The organism is Streptomyces agglomeratus, assembly GCF_001746415.1.
GTDB lineage: Bacteria > Actinomycetota > Actinomycetes > Streptomycetales > Streptomycetaceae > Streptomyces > Streptomyces agglomeratus.
Map to the genome: position 1 here is coordinate 7,805,253 of NZ_MEHJ01000001.1, position 16,244 is coordinate 7,821,496.

Sequence of the window (16,244 nt, forward strand, 5' to 3'; positions counted from 1 at the left end):
ACCGGCCGCCAGGGGCGCGTTGGCTGGCATCTCCAGGACGCTAGTCAAGGCCGTCGTGACGACGGTACGCCCGTGGTTTCGTCAAAGGGCCGTTCCAGCGGTTGCTTGTGCAGGTAGCGGCCGAGTGCCATGAGAGGGAACACCTGGCGGTAGAGGTGGTATTTCATAGAGCAGTCCCAGGGGAAACCGGTGCCGGTGAAGTACGGCTCTTCCCACGTGCCGTCTTCACGCTGCGTCTGGGCGAGCCAGCCGATTCCCTGCTCGACACTCTCGCTCTGCCACTCGCCGGCCGCCAGCAGCGCGAGCAGCGCCCACGCAGTCTGCGAAGGGGTGGATGCGCCACGTCCGGCCCACCGTTGGTCCCGGTAGGAGCGGGGGTCTTCGCCCCAGCCCCCGTCGTCGTTCTGGACGGATGAAAGCCAGGTAACGGCGCGGCGGATTGCGGGATGCTCCGAGGGCAGCCCCGCATCCATGAGCGCGGGGACCACCGAGCCGGTTCCGTAGATGTAGTTGACCCCCCAGCGTCCGAACCAGGCTCCGGACGCCTCCTGCTCTGCCAGGAGCCATTCGACGCCGCGCCGGGTGCGCGGGTCAGCGCACTTGCCCTCGACGGCGAGCATTTCCACGATGTGGGCGGTGACGTCGGCGGACGGCGGGTCGGTGACCTCCCCGAAGTCGCAGAACGGCAGCCGGCCGACGACGGCGCTGGTGTTATCGGCGTCGAAGGCTCCCCAGCCACCGTTCTTGGACTGCATGCCCAGGCTCCAGCGCACGCCACGCCCGATCGCCGCATCGACCTGTACCGGGTCGGGGTGCTGAACGCGGCGCAGCGCGAGGATGACCTCGGCGGTGTCGTCGAGGTCCGGGTTGTTGTCATTGTGGAACTGAAAGGCCCAGCCGCCCGGTTCGAGGCCCGGCCTGCGGACGGCCCAGTCTCCGGGCTGGCGGTGCTGCTTTTCCAGCATCCAGTCAGCGGCTTTGACCAGGGCCGGATGGTCCGGGCGCACGCCCGCGTCGGCGAGAGCGCTGACAGCCAGACTCGTGTCCCACACGGGCGACTGACTGACCTCGATCATGCGGGAGCCGTCCTCGCGCCAGACGGCAAAGGCGTCCAGCGATGCCAGACCCGCGCGCATGACCGGATGCTCCAGCTTGTAGCCGAGCAGGTGCAGGGCCATCAACGAATACGTGGCATCCACCTGGATGCCGCCCCAGCAGCCGTCAATCTCCTGGCGCTCGATGATCCAAAGCGCCGCCCTGTTCATGGCGGCCTGGCGTACCCGGCGCGGCGCCACCTTGTGATACGCGTGCAGCACCCTGTCCAGGCGCAGGAAGAACCTGTCCCAACCTCTCACCACAGCACCCGCCCCGGCAGGACCACGCACGCCCACCTCGGTATGCAGCTCGTCAAGCCGGAACGGTGCGGGCCGTACGGGGCGCATGGCGGAGACGACAGCCAGCGGCACGATGGCCTGCCTGGCCCAGCAGGCGAAACGGTAGATGCTGAACGGGAACCATTTGGGCATGAAGATCAGCTCGGGAGGCAGCGCCGGCAGGTCCTCCCACTTCCACCAGCCGAACAGCGCGAGCCAGATGCGAGTGAAGACCCGGCTGGCAGCAATGCCCCCGTGCACCCGAATCCACGCCGCCGCTTTGACCATGTGCGGCTCATCGGCAGCATCTCCGGCGAGCCGCAGGGCAACGTACGCCTCGATGGTGGTGGAAAGGTCGCCTGGCCCTTCATGAAAGGTGAACCAGGTGCCGTCCTCGCGCTGCTCGCCGCGGATGAACAGGCGGGCGGCACGGGTGGTCTTCTCGTCCTGGATCCCGAGGAACTGCCGGAGAAGCAGGTCTTCGGCGTCGCTCGTCACACTGCACTCGAGGTCGCCCTTCCACCAGCCCTCAGCATTCTGGCGGGACAGCAGATGCCGAACGGCCAGCGCGGTCGCGCGCTCAGCCAGTCGACTCGCTGTCCGCCCGCGGGCGGGGCCATCGTTCCAGGTGTCCGCCTCGTACAGAGTGCGGTGGGACAAGCGCATCAGGTAGGGGCCTCACAGTCGGGGCGCACCAGGAGCGGCTGCTCCTGGTGCTTCACCGCTCCAACGACGTGAGGCAGATCCCAGCGGCGCCACAAATGATCGTTACTCCGAACGTGTTCTCCATGACGGTCGAGCGGGCCCGGCGTCCGCCACCGGACACGACATCGGCCTCTTCGCCGAACGGGGGAAACCAGCAGTGGGCGTGGACCCGCAGCCGCAGATGCTCACTCAGAGATTCGGCGATGGCCCACCGCGTTCACGGGGCCGTGTCGGCGGAGTGGACAGCGAGGGAGGCAAGGCACGGCTGGGTCCGCTTACGGGCCGAAATACAACATGGCCACGCATGTCGCTGCCCCTAGCACCGCACCCACGAGGACTTGGTCCAGCGTGTGGACGCGCAGATGCAGGCGGGACCAGCCGATCGCTGCGACGAGAAGGTACAGCAGGGCCGAGCCGGCGCCCAGATGGAGGGTAAGGAGAGTGATGCTGGCGGCTGCCGCGCTGGTGTGCAGGGAGACATTGCTCGCCCAGGTGCTTGCGAGCAGGAGGGCTGCCAGTAGAGGGGCCGTGCTTCCCAGGGCCAGCAGTGGAGCGGGAGCCCCCAAGCGCCTGCAGATCAGCCATACGACTGCTGCGGCGAGGACGCTCGCAGCCAGGAGCATCAGCCGGTGTCTGCGCTGACAAGGAAAGGGGGCGGGCCACCATCCCAAGCGGACCCCGGCACAGGCCAGGGCCGCACACAGCAGTGCCCAGGAACTGCTTCCCCCTAACCCCCACAGAAGGCCGTCGTAGTGGGGCCAGGTGGTATGCCAACTGACTGCGCTTCCAGCAATGACGGGCATGACGGGAGGAGCGAAGTACAGGCTCAGATGCTGCGCCAGTCTCGTTCGGCCGGATCCTACGATGATCATTGTCACGGCAGGTAAACGAGACGTTCCTTGCGAAGTTCACTATTTACTGAACCGCGCCGCCCCCGTCGGCCGTGGTGAGCCTGCTCGACGGCACTCAGGGGGCCTGCCGTGTTGCGGCGTGCACGATTGCCCGCCTCCCGGCTGTGTCCCCGTGTCTGGGCAGATGCCGATCAGCCGTGTCTGCGTGCGGTCTGCTCCCGTTGTGCAGGCGGACGTTGATTGTGCGGTAGGTGGTGGGGGATGGAACGACATGGCTCCAGACAGGCGGCTGCACATCGGGGCGGTGCACAAGGCGTACGGCCGACGGGCGGTGCTGCGCGGCGCTGACCTGACGGTGTCGGCTGGCATGCTCGCCGGCGTAGTGGGCGAAAATGGCTCGGGCAAGAGCACGCTGCTGCGTATCGCGGTGGGACAGCTGATGCCAGACTGCGGCTCCGTGCAGCGGTTCGGTGCGCTCGGGTACTGCCCGCAACAGGCGGTGGTCAATGACACGCTCACTGTGGCTCAGCATCTGCGGCTGTTCCAGGTTGCCTACCGGCTGCCCCGGTTGGATCACGCTTGGGAGTTGATGGACCTGCTCGGATTCGGCGGCGAGCGTCGCACCCGGGCGGGGGAGCTCAGTGGCGGCACCCGGCAGAAACTCAACCTGACCTTGGCGCTCATGCACGATCCGCCGTTGCTGGTGCTCGATGAGCCGTACCAGGGCTTCGACTGGGACACGCATCAGCGATTCTGGCAGTTGGCAGGGCGGTTGCGCAGCCAAGGGCGCTCGGTGGTGGTGGTTTCCCATCTGCTGCACGACCTGCAGCACTTCGACACCGTCCACCATCTGCGCGACGGCCGCCTGCACGAGGAGGGAGTGCCGCGATGAGGCATCAGTGGACGGCATTCACGGTGGCCTTTGGCTTCACGCTGACCGGTCACCTGCGCAACCGCCTTGCGATGGCCATGATTGCCTTCTTTATCCCGACTTGGATCTACCTGGTCCGTGCCACCGCTCTAAACAAGAACATCACCTTCAACAGCAGCGCACTGGGCATCGACGTGGTCGCGTCGATGAACCGCACCATCCAGGTCTCCAGCTCGCTGCACGCAGTCGCGGTGATCGCCGGTTTCATGATGTTTATGGCTACCTTCAGCGCCCGGGACATGGACCTGCGCCTGGTTCTGGCGGGCTACCCCCGGTTGCAGCTGCTGGCCGCCAAACTTGGCGCCCTCCTCGTCGTCACTGCACTGCTCACCTGTTACACCCTCGGCCTGCTGCGGCTGTCCTGGCCACTGGCCCAACCTGGGGCAGTGGCCGCCGCCCTGGCAGCGGCCATCCTGGCCTACGGAGGACTGGGCATCATGGCCGGCTACCTGCTGCGTAGCGAACTGGAAGGATTCTTCGTCGTGGTGATGGCCACGCTGATCGATGTCGCCATGCAAAGCCCTGTTTCGAACCCTGCTGGTGACCAGGCATTTCTGAGTGCCCTGCCGCTGTACGGACCCGCGCAGGCGGCCCTGGCCGCCTCCTTCACCCACACGGCCTCCTTCACCTGCGCGGCCCGGGCTCTGTACTGGTTCGCGGCCACCAGCCTTCTGGCCCTGCTCACCTTCTGCCTACGCACCCGCCACTACGGCCAGCTCATCACGGCCTCGTCGTCAGCCGACTTGTGCCTGCGGGCCGACTCAAGTACGACCTAGCAGGACATGGCCTGACAAGCGGGGCGCTAGTGCCCGCACGGGGCTGAGACCCTGCGGATGGACCAAGAGGTCGTCGATGCCTGGCACCACTCGCGCTGGCAGGCATCGCTCCATGACGGCAGGGGATGGCCGGGTAGCTCGCTTCCGGAGGGCCGGGCGCCGCATCGCCGACATCAAGGGCGTCGTCAGAGTAATGCCGGACCGTTCCTTGCCCGGCCGACGGTCGTTGCAGCAAACGTGCTCGATGACGACGCCAGGCGTGTGCCTGCGGTGATGGGATACCTTCCTGGGCCGTGGCGGCGCTGGCGGGCGGAAGATGGCTGCACCTGGCCGTCGAGCAAGGTCAAAAGCCCATGGCGATCGTGGTTACAGCGGGGCAGCGCGGAGACTCGCCGCAGTTCGAACCCGTGCTGGAGAAGGTCCGCGTGCCCCGCATCGGGCCGGGCCGGCCGCGCGTCCGCCCCAATCGGGTGCACGCTGACAAGGCGTACGCCTCCCGCAAGAACCGGGCCTACCTGCGCCGCCGGGATCCGCTGCACCATCCCGGACAAGGCCGACCAGTCCAACAACCGCAAGCGCCGCGGCTCTCGCGGCGGCCGGCCACCGAAGTTCGACCCGGAAGACTACAAAGCCCGACACGCGGTCGAGTGCGGTATCAACCGTCTCAAAAGGCGCCGCGCCGTAGCCACAAGGTACGACAAACTAGCCGTCCGCTACGAAGCGACTGTTCTGGTTGCAGCCATCAACGAGTGGTTGTGAGGGGGTGTTGACGGGCGCATGGCTCTGAGGGTGACCACGGGAACCAGGAATGAGCCTCACGCCAACCAGGTCGCCCGCATGCCCAGCCCTGGAGCACCTCAGCCACAGGTTCCACTGTGAAGACACCGTGCCCACGAGGTACCCATGTCTGGAAGTGCCTGTCCGGCCCTCCCTCGCCCTATTTCACCTGATAGCTCAGGTCGTCATTGAGAAAGACCTGCATGTAATGCTGGTCGGCGGGTTCCAAATCGAGCCGCCGCACGATGACAAATCGACATGCGAGGTTCATATCAGCAAGCACGTCGTGCAGCTGGTCCTCGGACGGGTCGTCCCGTCCGCCTCAACTGCTTGAAGCACTGGTGTTGCCATGCAGCTGACTCTAGTCACCCATCAGGCTCTCAACCTTGGCGGGTTCCACTTCTGAAATACGCTCTACTGATCTTTTCGTAAGTTCAGTGGGTGTGGTGGCCGTGTGGGTGGGAGGCTGTCGGGGTGGCATATCAACCTTCCTCTTCGGTTGCCGGCTCTTCCCTTCCTGCTTTGTCGCGGCCTCAGTTGGCGGAGGCGCGTCGTGTTCGGGCAGTCGAGTTGTTCGAGGGCGGCGTCTCGAACGCGGAGATCGCGAGGGCGGTGGGGGTGTGTGCCGAGAGTGTGCGGCGTTGGCGGCGGGTGTGGGAGCAAGGCGGTGCTTCGGCCTTGCGGTGACGGGCAGCCACCGGACGCCCACCCAAGCTGGACGACACCCAGGTCGGGGACTGTAAATCGTTCGGTGTAACTCCCGATCAAGGAAGATGCACCGATGACCAGTGAGAACGTGATTGAGGCCGAGAACGTCGAGCCGTCTGAGCCGAAGCCCTCGAGGCCGGTGGACGACCGGCTGATCGACGAGTCGGTGGCCCGCGCCCAGGCCGAGGGCTTGCAGTTGACCGGTGAGGGCGGCCTGCTGCAGCACCTGACGAAGCGGCTGTTGGAGTCCGCCCTGGAGGGCGAGATCACCGACCACCTCGGCTATGACAAGCACGACCCGGCCGGGAAGAACGGCGGGAACAGCCGCAACGGAACACGAGGCAAGACTGCCCTGAACGCCTTCGACATCACCTTCGACGGCCGACTCTCCGCAGCCCGTCAGTAACCCCAACCACCCTCGTTACACCGTTCGATTGACAGACCCGCCCAAGGCAATCGACGACCTACTAGACGCTCCAGCGGTGTAGGTGTTCGTGACCGGCCGGGCATGTGGAGCGGAGGGCCGAAGGTTCAGGAGCGCGTGCGGCGCGGCGGTATTCGATTACGGACCGGCAGAGGAGACGATAGGGCGGGAGGTGTATTCCATGGGTGAGTACGTAGAAGCCAACGGAACCACGATCTGGACCGAGAGCCGTGGCCAAGGGCCCGATGTCCTGCTGATCGCGGGGCTGAGCGATCCCGCCGAGGCGTGGCAGGAGCAGCTCGACGGGCTGTCGGGCCGGTACCGGGTCATTGCCTTCGACAACCGAGGGTCGGGGCGGACGCCGTTGCCCGACGGGCCCCTGTCCGTGGCCATGATGGCTGACGACGCCGCGGAGCTGCTCCGGGGGCTCCGGGTCGACAGGGCGCATGTCGCCGGTTTCTCGGGTGGCAGCGCGATCGCGCAGGAGCTGGCCCTCCGTCACCCGGAGGCTGTCCGCAGCCTCGTCCTTATGAGTACCTGGGCACGGGCGGACGCCTACTTCACCACGATGGCCCGCTTCTGGCACTGGCTGGTGACGGAAGCGCCCAACGAGCGCGCCGTGCTCGAGGCGTTCTTTCTGTGGATGTACACGCCGCGCGCCCATGCCGATGGCACGGTGCAGCGGATCATCGACGAAACCCTCGCCTTCCCGTACCCGCAGTCCGCCGATGCCTTCCAGCGTCAACTGGAGCCGTTCATGCGGCACGACACGCTCGACCGGCTGTCCGGCATCACCGCACCGACCCTCGTCCTAGCCGGCGAACGGGACATCACCACGCCGCCGCGGCTCGGGCGGGTCGTGGCCGACGCCATCCCGGGCGCCCGCTTCGAGGTCATGGCGGAGGAGGCCCACCAGCCGTTCCAGGAATCCCCGGACTTGTTCAACCTACGGGTCGACGCTTTCTGGCGCGAGGTCGACGGCGAGACCCTGCCGTCCTGATCCTCAAGCGGCGTTCATCGGCGGCCGCTTGCGCCATCCCACCCCGAGTGTCGATGACCGGCACCGGCGGCCACGCGCCTCGGTGCAGTCGGCCGCCGCCAGCGTCTACACCATGAGCGCCAGGCGACTCGGGGCCATCGCGGCTCTGATGGTTGGGCTGATCGGCACGGCCCTCAGTGGGCCGGCTCTGACCCGCTACCGCAGCGCTGGCTGACCGCAGCGGAATAGGAGCGCGGCACGCTTCGGGGCAGCCTGTTACCGACATCTGGTGGCGGGGCAAGGACTCGCCCGTCGCCATCTACCGCGGCGAAGCCGTTAATCCTGTGCCCCTCAGTGCCGAGAGGCCACGGTCCAGGTCGGTAGCGGCTGAGCCGTACGCGCCGTGTGTTGTTGCCGACTGCGGACACCCTCCCGTCTGCAGGTGGCCACACCTGCACCCTCAGCGTCGACCGGGCTGTCAAAGGCTTGATGGTGCGGGGAATTGCGAGTGTCCAAGCTGGTGTGGGCGGTCTTTACGGGGCAGGCTGTGAAGTGGAACGGCTTCGGGCACCTTGCGCGAGAGGGAATCCAGCAATGATTCAGATCGCGGATATCCGTGAGTGGCGCACCCATGATGTCGTCGATGTGGGCGGTCACAAGATTGGTGTGTTGGAAGCGGTCTACGTGGACACCAGCACCGACGAGCCGGCCATGGCGACTGTCCAGGTGGGGCTGCCCACCCGGCGCCACCTGGTCTTCGTCCCGCTGGCGGGCGCGCTGGTCGGACCGGGTTACGTCAAGGTCGACTACGACCGATCGCTGGTGAAGAAGTGCCCGTCGATCGGCACGGACGATGTCCTGCCCGCCGAGGACGAGGCGGCGGTCTTCGCGCACTACGGCCTGGCGTACCAGCCGGGTGTGAACGGGGAGCGTCAGCTCGCCCGCCGTTGACCGGCCCGTCAAGGAGGTCCTAAGTAATGACGTTTTTCCTGATCCTCGTCATCGCGGCAATCGTGTTGGGCTTCATCGGTGTCCTCGTGGAAGGCTTGTTCTACCTGTTGATCATCGGCATCGCGGTGTTCGTCGCGGCCCTGGTCTACTTCGGTCTGCACCTACGGCGCTCCGGCCGACGCCGCCCGTTGCGCTGAGCAGCCCGCCTCGACCAGCGACACGGCGGGCTGACGTGCCAGGCCGCTGGGCATTGACCACGCGGCCGCATTACCCCGACCTCGCTCACTGCGTGGCCGACCGCAGACCGTGCGGGGATTCGACCAGCGCACCCGCTGCCGCTGGCGCCCTGGTCGCTGCCCGGCTGGCGGCAGCTGGGTGGCGGATGGCGGGCGTGGTCGGAGTCTGGTCCGGTTCGTCTTCGACGGGCGGCTGGCCCTCGTGCAGCGGGGCAGCCTGGTGCTTCCGGTCGGTTGGCCTGCTTGTCAGCTGGGGTTGGTGTTGTTGCCGGACGTGCTCAGCGAGCACAGCTGCAGTGCGGGGGCGGGTGCCTTGATCTTGCACGTGGCCCTCCAGCGCCTTCTCGATGGCGGGGTTCTGTACGTGCGAACGCGGTGCCGCCGCCAGTGGTGTCGGGACGTTGCTGGTTAAACTGCCGTGCCGGCCGCTGCAGCGGGATCCAGCGCGGCACGACCTCGCCCCACGGCTGCACCAGACCGAGCGTCAGCAGGGCGAGCGCCTCGGAGACCGCAGTCAGCGTCAGGACGTACAGCACGCCCCAGCCGGTACGGACCGGGATCCGAGGCCACCGGGAGCCCGGCGACCAGGGCGATCCGCCACAACCCTGACGGCAGGGTGACCAGCGGTACGGCGTAGGCGGCGAGGACGGCCCAGCGCGGCACATCGGGTAGTACTTTCCCTCTCGGCATGTGATCGATTCTCATCACGGGGGCGTCGCCGCACCTCAACCTACGGGGCCATCCACCTCCCCCGTATGGGGGAGAAGCATGTACGGTCAAACTTTTCGCGTGCGCGGCAGTCCGTCCTCGGCCGGCCCGCCCTGCCGCGTGACCCAGGAGCGCGGCGAACTGCTTCTGTGCCAGCGGTCGGTCCATCGCGCACTGCGCGGGGCGCTGGAAGAACTTTGTGCCGTACGGGCGTTACGGGTGCCGGCGGTGGCGGCGAGCACGGCGGCCACCGCGGCCAGCTCCTCTCTGTCGGATGTCCGCGGACGACGTGGAGCACGGAGGACGGGCGGGAGAGCGAGGGGCCTTCCGTGTCCGTGATGCCGGCTGGTTCCCGTGCTTGTCGCACCGGCAGGGGGGCGTGCTTCTCGCGGAGCATCGCGAGTGCGCTGATGAGCACGTCGCGGCGGGGTCGATGACGTCGTCGACGAGGCCGCGTTCGGCTAACGCGAAAGTGCCTTCTGAGCTGGGACGATGAACCTTGTCGAGGGGTTCTGTCGGTCCAGCGGAAGGCACTTTCTGCGTGCAGGGTATCGGTTCGCGTCCCAGGCTCCACGTCTCCGCTGACGGTGCGGGGGTGGTTGGTCACGCCGGATCACGGTTACTGGCTGATCTCGCCGATGCCACCGGACTGACCAGCTCGTACTCCACCGCGCTCGGACCGCTTCGGCCACGCGGCACTGGTCATGACCCGGGCCGGATCGCCACCGACCTCGCGGTAATGGTGGCTGATGGCGGCGAGGCGATCGCGGACCTGGCTGTGCTGCGCGACCAGGGCGAGGTGTTCGGCCCGGTCGCCTCCACAGCGACTGCCTGGCGGCTGCTGGCCGCCGTCGACGAACGCATCTGGACCGTCTGCGGTCGGCGCGCGCTCAGGCCCGGGAAGTGGCCTGGCTGCAGGCGTGCGAGACACGCTCCGGCATACCGGCGGCGAAAGCGGGCGGACGGGAGGTGCCTGGCCTGGTCCTGGACATCGACGCCACGCTGATCACCTGCCATTCCGAGAAGGACCAGGCCGCACCCACCTACTCCTGCGGATGCCGTAGCGGTTGCAGACTTGGGCAAACGCGGCGGACGTGTATGGGGATCCGCGGTCCGCATGGAAGATCACTCCGGCGGCTTGCCCGCCACGGGCTGCGACTGCGGCCTGGAGCGCGTCGATGACGAGCTCGGCCCGCATATGCGGAGCCATGGACCAGCCGAGCACCCGGCGGGAGCGGATGTCGATGACGCAGGCGAGGTAGAGCCACGCGGCTCCGACCTGCACGTATGTGATGTCGCCGCACCACTTCTCGTTCAGTGCGCCGGCGGTGCAGTCCCGCTGGACCAGGTCCGGCACCGGTGGTGCTAGGAGGTCCGGGATCGTGGTGCGCTTCTTCTTCCGCAGGTGGCGGCCGATGATGCCGTGCTTGCGCATCAGCCTGGCCACCCGTTTGCGGTTGACCGTGTGGCCGAAGCCGCGCAGTTCGGCGTGGACTCGAAGCGCCCCGTAGTTCCCACGGTGCTCGGCATGGATCTCGCGGATCTCCTCGACCAGGGTGTCCTCGGCGCCCTGCCGCTCCGCCCGCGCCTGGGCGCCGGCGATCCACCGGTAGTAGCCCGAGCGGGCGACTTCCAGCACCCGGCATATCCGCTTGATGCCGAACATCTCGACCTGGGCGGAGACGAAGTCCCAAGCGGCGGTTTTCACTTCATCTCCCGGGCAAAATAGGCGGCTGCCCGTCGCAGGATCTCCCGCTCGAGCTGCCATTCCTTTTCCGCCTTGGCCAGTCGGGCGTTCTCCGCCCGCAGCCGGGCCAGCTCGGCCTCGGTGTCCTGCGACGTGCCGGAGACGGCCGGACGGTCGTGGGCATCACGCACCCAGGTCCGCAGAGTCTCGGGGTTGACGTTCAAATCGGCCGCGACGTCCCTGAACGTCCGCCTGCCGGCCGAGGCCCGCCACAACGCGATCGCGTCAGACCGGAACTCCGCACTGTACTGCGAGGGCCTTGCCACGTGGATCTACACCTTCCATGATCAACAAGATCCATTGTCAGGTGTGTCCACACCACGGGGATCACCTCAGGTGGGGCCTGCACCTCGCCGGTGGTCAGGCCCTTCGCGGCCAGCGAGATGACCATCTCGTCGATGCCGGTCAGGCGCTTCTGCCGCTTCTTGACGATCTTCGGCTCGAAGGAGCCGTCGCGGTCGCGGGGCACGGTTATTTCCACCGGACCGACGTCGGTCAGCACAGTCTTGGAGCGTGTGCCGTTGCGGGAGTTGCCACCGTTCTTGCCCGCCGGGTCGTGCTTGTCATAACCGAGATGGATGGTCGGTGATCTCGCCCTCCAAGGCGGACTCCAGCAGCCGCTTGGTCAGCTGCTGCAGCAGCCCGCCCTCGCCGGTCAAATGCAGGCCCTCGGCCTGGGCGCGGCCCACCAGCTCGTCGAGCAACTGGTCGTCCGCGGCCTTCGCCGACGCAGCCTTCGTGGGCTCGGCGGTCTCGGACTCGGACACGTTCTCAGTGGTCATCGATGCATCTTCCATGATCGGGAGTTACACCGAACGATTTACAGTCCCGCTCAACAAGGCCGGTCGGCTACGAGCCGACCGGCCTTGTTTTCGGTTCCCGGGGCATAAGCCCTCAGGCGTTCTTTCTAGTTGGCGAATTCACGCCGCACGGTCAGGCGGAAGGTGTGGGAACCTCAAGCCTGTCCCAGGTGAGCTTCCCCGGGAAGCCGTCCGCGTCGGAGCCCTCGAACCCATTCTTTTTCTGCCACTTGCTGTACGAGGCCTTGTCCGCCGACGACCACTTCTTGTCCGGCTCCGGCGGCTGGTAGGTGCCACAGCCTTCCTGCTTCAGGCGATGAGCCATCGCGAGGACGACCTTGTTGTTCGGCTGGTGGTGGAACCATTGCTTTCCGGGGAACGGCACGAAGCCGTTTCCTGAGTGGGAGATGACCAGGCGCTGCCCGACGCGGATCTTGTCGGGGTCCGGAATGTTGTTCAGCTGCTGGAGCTTCGCGACTGTGGTCCCGAAATGCTCGGCTATCTCGGAGAGAGTGTCGCCGTCTACGACGTAGTAGATGGCGTCTCGTGTCTGTGTTGTGGTCATGACTGCAACGCTAAGCCTGCTCGCAGCGGCTCGCATTTCGACGCTTAGCAGGCGTGCGGGTTCACCCTATTGGCGTATCGGCGTGTGAAGGGGTGTCTTGGTGGCGCTGGTTGGGTGTCAGTCGATGTGGGTTGGTCGTGCCTGGTGGCGTGTTCGGTCGGTGTTGACGATGGCTGCTATCTGGTGACCAGCCTGTTGCCGTGAGGCGCCCACGGGGTGGGCTGCTGACTGTCACGGTCATGGCTGTCCCTGCTGACAGGTTGGAGGGCCACGGGGCCCTGCTGTCACCCAGTGGGAGGCCGGTAGGAAGCAGGGTCCGGGGGTGGCTGGTCGTCGTCAGGACCGCCCTCCTAGGTTTGGTAACAGCTGTTACCGTGCTGGTGTGGCTGAAACGCAGCTGGGTGCCCGGGTCGATCAGGATGTCGCGGAACTTGCGAAGAAGCGTGCCGCTGACTTGGGGCTGAGCATCGGGGATTACCTCGCTCGCCTCGTTCAGGACGACGCCAGCGGCGTGCGGGCGCGCGCCGTGGACGCAGCCGCCCGCTTCCTCGCCGAGCATCAGGATGTCTTCGACGAGACCGAGGATGCCCGGGAAACCCGTCGGGGTGAGCGCGCCGCCTGATGGAGCTGCACATCCATGTTGCCCGGATTGTGTAGGTCGCCCAGGCTGCCGGCGCCAACGATCCCGCTCCTGACGACTATGGCGTCCCCGTGTCGGCAGTCGCTCGCCATAGGGCCGAGCTTTTCGAGCAGTCGGTTTACGACGGCTCGTACGCCAAGGCAGCCGCCCTGGTGCACACCCTGGGACGGTGCCGCTGGCTGGAGCGCTCCAACTTCGCCGTCGCCGCCGCGACCGGCGTGATGTACCTGGAAGCCGCCGGCATCGCGGTCAAGCCCACCCGCGACGACGCCATTGCCCTGAGGGATCGTCTCCTGGACCCGACCTGTACCGCTGCGCAGATCGCGACATTGCTGCGTTCCTGGAGGTGTTCTCGACCGGCCGGAAGACTCAGGGCTGGCTCGGCGTGCCCTGGACCAGGCCGGGCTGCGTGCTCGTGTCGCCGTAGATCTGCGAGGCGCCGTTGCCGGTGACGGTGTTGATGCCGCCGGGGTCGTCGGCTGCGGTGATTCCTCCTGCGTCGGCGACGAGGGCAGCAGGCAGGCCGAAAGCAGCGAAAGCAGTGCGGATACGCATGACACTCCAGTCTGAATTCGGGAAACACGTCTCACAGACCAGTGGATCACCCGGCTTGCCGCTCTTGTGCCTATTCATGCGATTGTCGGAGGGTGAGGCAGGAGTCCCCTCACCCTACGAAAGCCTTGACGGCTCGGGGCAGGCCAGGACTTTCGTATGCATCGGGAGAAGCTGACACGGCCCAGAGGTCATCTCGGGGCCGACCGGTCGTGCCGGCCGCGCGGGGGTGAAACAGCGGAGTCGAAACAGGTACGGTTCTCGACCGTGCCGGACAGGGGCGGGCGCCCGGTGCGGACAGGAGCGTTCGGAAGGTGTTCGTGCGCGGCTTCCTTGCGGGGCGCATCCGACGAGCGGACGACCATCGCTCGGCCGGAGAGGACGGTTCGGCGAAGGCACCCTTGCGATATCCGTGTCCCTGGCCAACGATGACTCCATGCCTACGATCAATGAACGATCCGTAGTCGCAAGGGAATTGAGCGTCCCGGTGTTCCTTGCACCGGCCCCTCCCATACCTTCCTCTCTGCTTTTGGGGTGTTTCCGCGTCGACGGGGACAGCTGAGTGGAGCCGGACCAGGAGCGAGTGCCCCGACCACCGAGTGCCCCGATGGTCACCCCGTTGGCGACGGTAGGGATGCTCGTCGACGGGCAGCCGCGGACGCTGTTGCTGAAGCTGGAGTCACGGGGCGAACACGGCTCGGTGAAAGGCCGGACCGCGCGGGCGCTGTGGGCGGACGTCGCCGACCGGGTGACCCCGGAGGTGGGGCTCATCGAGTCGACATCCGGCAATCTCGGGGTGGCGCTGGCCGCTGTCGCCGCGTCGCACCGGGTGCCCTTCACCGCGGTCATGGACGTCCGGAGCAGCGCCGTGCTCGTCGAGGCCGTCCGGGCTCACGGCGCCGATGTGGTGATGATCGATGAGCCGGACGGAGCGGGCGGTTACTTGCTGAGCCGGCTTTCGTACGTCGAGCAGCGGTTGCTCGCCGAGCCGCGGTTGGTCTGGCCCGACCAGTACCGCAATCCGGCCAGTCCGCGGGTGCACCGGGAGACGACGGCTCCCGAGCTGTGGGAACAGACGTCGCGGCGCGCGATGAGCGTGGTCGTGGCGGTGTCCACGGGCGGGACGCTCGCCGGATTCCGGGACTTCGCCCGATCGGCACGGCCGGACTGGGAACTGGCCGCCGTGGACGTGGTGGGATCCGCGGCACTGGGCGGTGCGGGCAGTGAACGCATTCTGCCCGGCATCGGGGCGAGCCGGCCGTCGGAATTCCTGCCGCACGGTCACCGGCCCACCCTGCGGGTGCCCGCGTCGAACGCCGTCCACGCCTGTCTCTGGCTGGAGGCGACCACTGGGCTGGGCGTGGGCGCCAGCTCCGGTGCCGCCATAGCCGCGGCCATGCGGCTCTTTCGTGCCGTGCCGGCCCGCGAGACGGTCGCCTGCCTGTGCCCCGACGGCGCGAACCGGTACCAGGGCACGGTGTACGACCCGCGCTGGCGCGGGCGGCAGGCCCTCACGGGGCCCGGTCCGTGCGAGGGCGTCGAGGTCCTGGAAGTGAGCTGCCCGCCGACCGGTATGGAGGTGCGGAATCGATGAGCGTGCCGGGACTGGGAGACGACTGGTACGAGTCGTCCGGTGTATGGGCGGGGCCGCGGCGCCTCTTGCGGGAGGAGCTGTACAGCGGACGGCTCTTCTTCCCGCCTCATCTGGTGCCGTACTGGGACCATCCGCTGGTCAGTGCGCTGCCGCAACACAGCAAAGACGCGCTCCTGGCACGTCACCTCTTCCAGTACCTGGAGTTCACCTCCCACTTCGAGACGCGCGTGGTCAACCGAGCGACCGAGCAGATCGCCGGGGGACACAGCGGCGTGGACGCGGCACGGTCCGTACGCCTGCAGGCATACCGGATCTACTGCGACGAGGCGTACCACTCCCTCTACAGTCTGGACGCGGTGGACCAGATCGCCACCGCCTGCGGTACCGCACCGTTGCCCTACGACTTCCAGCCGTTCCTGCGACGGCTCGACGCGGCAGGTGAACAGCTGATGCCCGGCCAACCGGGCCTGGCCCAGCTGTTGCAGGTCGTCGTCTTCGAGACGCTGATCACCGCGCTGCTGAACGACATCCCCCGGGACGGCCGCGTACTGAGTCTCGTCCGCGACATCGTGCGCGACCATGCCAAGGACGAGGGCAGGCACCACGTGTTCTTCTCGCGCTTCTTCGGCGAGCTGTGGACCCGGCAGGACACCTCGGTGCGCGTACGCGCCGCGCGGTGCCTGCCGGAACTCATCCGTCGCAGCCTGCTGCCCTACCTCGAACCGCTACGCCGTTCGCTCGTGGCCGCGGGGCTCACAGGCACCCAGGCGCAGGAGGTGCTGGACGACAGCTACCCGGACGACCGGGTGGACGCCGGCATCCGGGACACGGCCAGGCACAGCCTCCGGCTCTTCGAGGACAACAGGGTCCTCGACGTACCGGGCGCCAGGGACGCCTTCGCCGCCGCACGACTTGTGGACTGAAGGC

At 67.2% G+C, this 16,244-nt stretch carries 12 protein-coding genes and 6 pseudogenes; 13 read left to right on the plus strand and 5 right to left on the minus strand.

Annotation, left to right across the window (positions count from 1 at the left end):
* Nucleotides 1-44: 44 nt before the first annotated feature.
* Nucleotides 45-2,033 (minus strand): squalene--hopene cyclase, encoded by a 1,989-nt coding sequence (shc, locus tag AS594_RS34275; RefSeq protein WP_240509163.1) that lies wholly within the window; start codon nt 2,031-2,033, stop codon nt 45-47.
* Nucleotides 2,034-3,200: 1,167 nt separating this feature from the next.
* On the opposite strand from shc, the gene AS594_RS34285 reads away from it, so the two are divergent.
* The 9 genes and pseudogenes from AS594_RS34285 to AS594_RS43310 all read left to right on the plus strand — a co-directional run.
* On the plus strand, nt 3,201-3,821 hold the full coding sequence (locus AS594_RS34285; protein WP_069774712.1) for an ATP-binding cassette domain-containing protein: 621 nt from the start codon (nt 3,201-3,203) through the stop codon (nt 3,819-3,821).
* Nucleotides 3,818-4,636 (plus strand): hypothetical protein, encoded by an 819-nt coding sequence (locus tag AS594_RS34290; protein ID WP_069774775.1) that lies wholly within the window; start codon nt 3,818-3,820, stop codon nt 4,634-4,636. Before AS594_RS34285 ends, AS594_RS34290 begins: the two co-directional genes overlap by 4 nt.
* A 320-nt stretch (nt 4,637-4,956) precedes the next feature.
* Nucleotides 4,957-5,395 (plus strand): annotated as a pseudogene (locus tag AS594_RS48060) (transposase); the annotation flags it as partial.
* A gap of 492 nt (nt 5,396-5,887) precedes the next feature.
* Entirely contained in the window at nt 5,888-6,100 is a 213-nt protein-coding gene (locus AS594_RS48065) for a helix-turn-helix domain-containing protein (RefSeq protein WP_176733061.1), read from the plus strand.
* A gap of 94 nt (nt 6,101-6,194) precedes the next feature.
* Nucleotides 6,195-6,476 (plus strand): annotated as a pseudogene (locus AS594_RS34300) (transposase); the annotation flags it as partial.
* Between the two features lie 250 nt (nt 6,477-6,726).
* Nucleotides 6,727-7,545 carry an alpha/beta fold hydrolase gene (locus AS594_RS34305; protein ID WP_069774706.1) on the plus strand — a complete coding sequence of 273 codons (819 nt, stop codon included), beginning with the start codon at nt 6,727-6,729 and terminating at the stop codon, nt 7,543-7,545.
* 573 nt (nt 7,546-8,118) lie between these two features.
* Nucleotides 8,119-8,475, plus strand: coding sequence for a PRC-barrel domain-containing protein (locus AS594_RS34310; protein WP_069774705.1), 357 nt, complete (start codon nt 8,119-8,121; stop codon nt 8,473-8,475).
* A 26-nt stretch (nt 8,476-8,501) separates the two neighbouring features.
* On the plus strand, nt 8,502-8,672 hold the full coding sequence (locus AS594_RS44935) for a hypothetical protein (RefSeq protein ID WP_167368083.1): 171 nt from the start codon (nt 8,502-8,504) through the stop codon (nt 8,670-8,672).
* A gap of 1,246 nt (nt 8,673-9,918) precedes the next feature.
* A pseudogene (locus tag AS594_RS43310) lies at nt 9,919-10,466 on the plus strand (transposase); the annotation flags it as partial.
* Here the strand turns inward: AS594_RS43310 and AS594_RS34325 are convergent.
* The 3 genes and pseudogenes from AS594_RS34325 to AS594_RS34345 all read right to left on the minus strand — a co-directional run.
* Nucleotides 10,462-11,432 (minus strand): annotated as a pseudogene (locus tag AS594_RS34325) (IS3 family transposase); the annotation flags it as partial. The pseudogenes AS594_RS43310 and AS594_RS34325 overlap by 5 nt on opposite strands.
* Nucleotides 11,433-11,506: 74 nt before the next feature.
* Nucleotides 11,507-11,948: pseudogene (locus tag AS594_RS43315) on the minus strand (transposase); the annotation flags it as partial.
* A gap of 151 nt (nt 11,949-12,099) precedes the next feature.
* Nucleotides 12,100-12,531: a peptidoglycan-binding protein gene (locus tag AS594_RS34345; protein ID WP_069774696.1), complete on the minus strand. Its 432-nt coding sequence runs from the start codon at nt 12,529-12,531 to the stop codon at nt 12,100-12,102.
* A 382-nt stretch (nt 12,532-12,913) separates the two neighbouring features.
* On the opposite strand from AS594_RS34345, the gene AS594_RS34350 reads away from it, so the two are divergent.
* Together AS594_RS34350 and AS594_RS46595 are read left to right on the plus strand one after the other, a co-directional pair.
* The gene (locus AS594_RS34350) at nt 12,914-13,153 is read left to right on the plus strand and encodes a hypothetical protein (RefSeq protein WP_069774695.1); all 240 of its coding nucleotides are present in this window, start codon (nt 12,914-12,916) and stop codon (nt 13,151-13,153) included.
* Nucleotides 13,153-13,515, plus strand: a pseudogene (locus tag AS594_RS46595) (fic family toxin-antitoxin system, toxin component); the annotation flags it as partial. The gene AS594_RS34350 and the pseudogene AS594_RS46595, both read left to right, overlap by 1 nt.
* A 25-nt stretch (nt 13,516-13,540) precedes the next feature.
* Here AS594_RS46595 and AS594_RS44940 read toward each other — a convergent pair.
* On the minus strand, nt 13,541-13,726 hold the full coding sequence (locus AS594_RS44940; protein ID WP_069774693.1) for a hypothetical protein: 186 nt from the start codon (nt 13,724-13,726) through the stop codon (nt 13,541-13,543).
* Between the two features lie 616 nt (nt 13,727-14,342).
* On the opposite strand from AS594_RS44940, the gene AS594_RS34360 reads away from it, so the two are divergent.
* On the plus strand, nt 14,343-15,317 hold the full coding sequence (locus AS594_RS34360; RefSeq protein WP_167368085.1) for a pyridoxal-phosphate dependent enzyme: 975 nt from the start codon (nt 14,343-14,345) through the stop codon (nt 15,315-15,317).
* Nucleotides 15,314-16,240 carry a diiron oxygenase gene (locus AS594_RS34365; protein WP_069935730.1) on the plus strand — a complete coding sequence of 309 codons (927 nt, stop codon included), beginning with the start codon at nt 15,314-15,316 and terminating at the stop codon, nt 16,238-16,240. Before AS594_RS34360 ends, AS594_RS34365 begins: the two co-directional genes overlap by 4 nt.
* The last annotated feature ends 4 nt before the right edge of the window (nt 16,241-16,244 follow it).

Excerpts from the sequence above, each read along its gene's own strand:
- AS594_RS34285 (WP_069774712.1), top strand. The coding sequence starts at position 3,201 with ATGGCTCCAGACAGGCGGCTGCACATCGGGGCGGTGCACAAGGCGTAC.
- AS594_RS34290 (WP_069774775.1), top strand. The coding sequence starts at position 3,818 with ATGAGGCATCAGTGGACGGCATTCACGGTGGCCTTTGGCTTCACGCTG.
- AS594_RS34305 (WP_069774706.1), top strand. The coding sequence starts at position 6,727 with ATGGGTGAGTACGTAGAAGCCAACGGAACCACGATCTGGACCGAGAGC.
- AS594_RS34310 (WP_069774705.1), top strand. The coding sequence starts at position 8,119 with ATGATTCAGATCGCGGATATCCGTGAGTGGCGCACCCATGATGTCGTC.
- AS594_RS44935 (WP_167368083.1), top strand. The coding sequence starts at position 8,502 with ATGACGTTTTTCCTGATCCTCGTCATCGCGGCAATCGTGTTGGGCTTC.
- AS594_RS34345 (WP_069774696.1), bottom strand. The coding sequence starts at position 12,531 with ATGACCACAACACAGACACGAGACGCCATCTACTACGTCGTAGACGGC.
- AS594_RS44940 (WP_069774693.1), bottom strand. The coding sequence starts at position 13,726 with ATGCGTATCCGCACTGCTTTCGCTGCTTTCGGCCTGCCTGCTGCCCTC.
- AS594_RS34365 (WP_069935730.1), top strand. The coding sequence starts at position 15,314 with ATGAGCGTGCCGGGACTGGGAGACGACTGGTACGAGTCGTCCGGTGTA.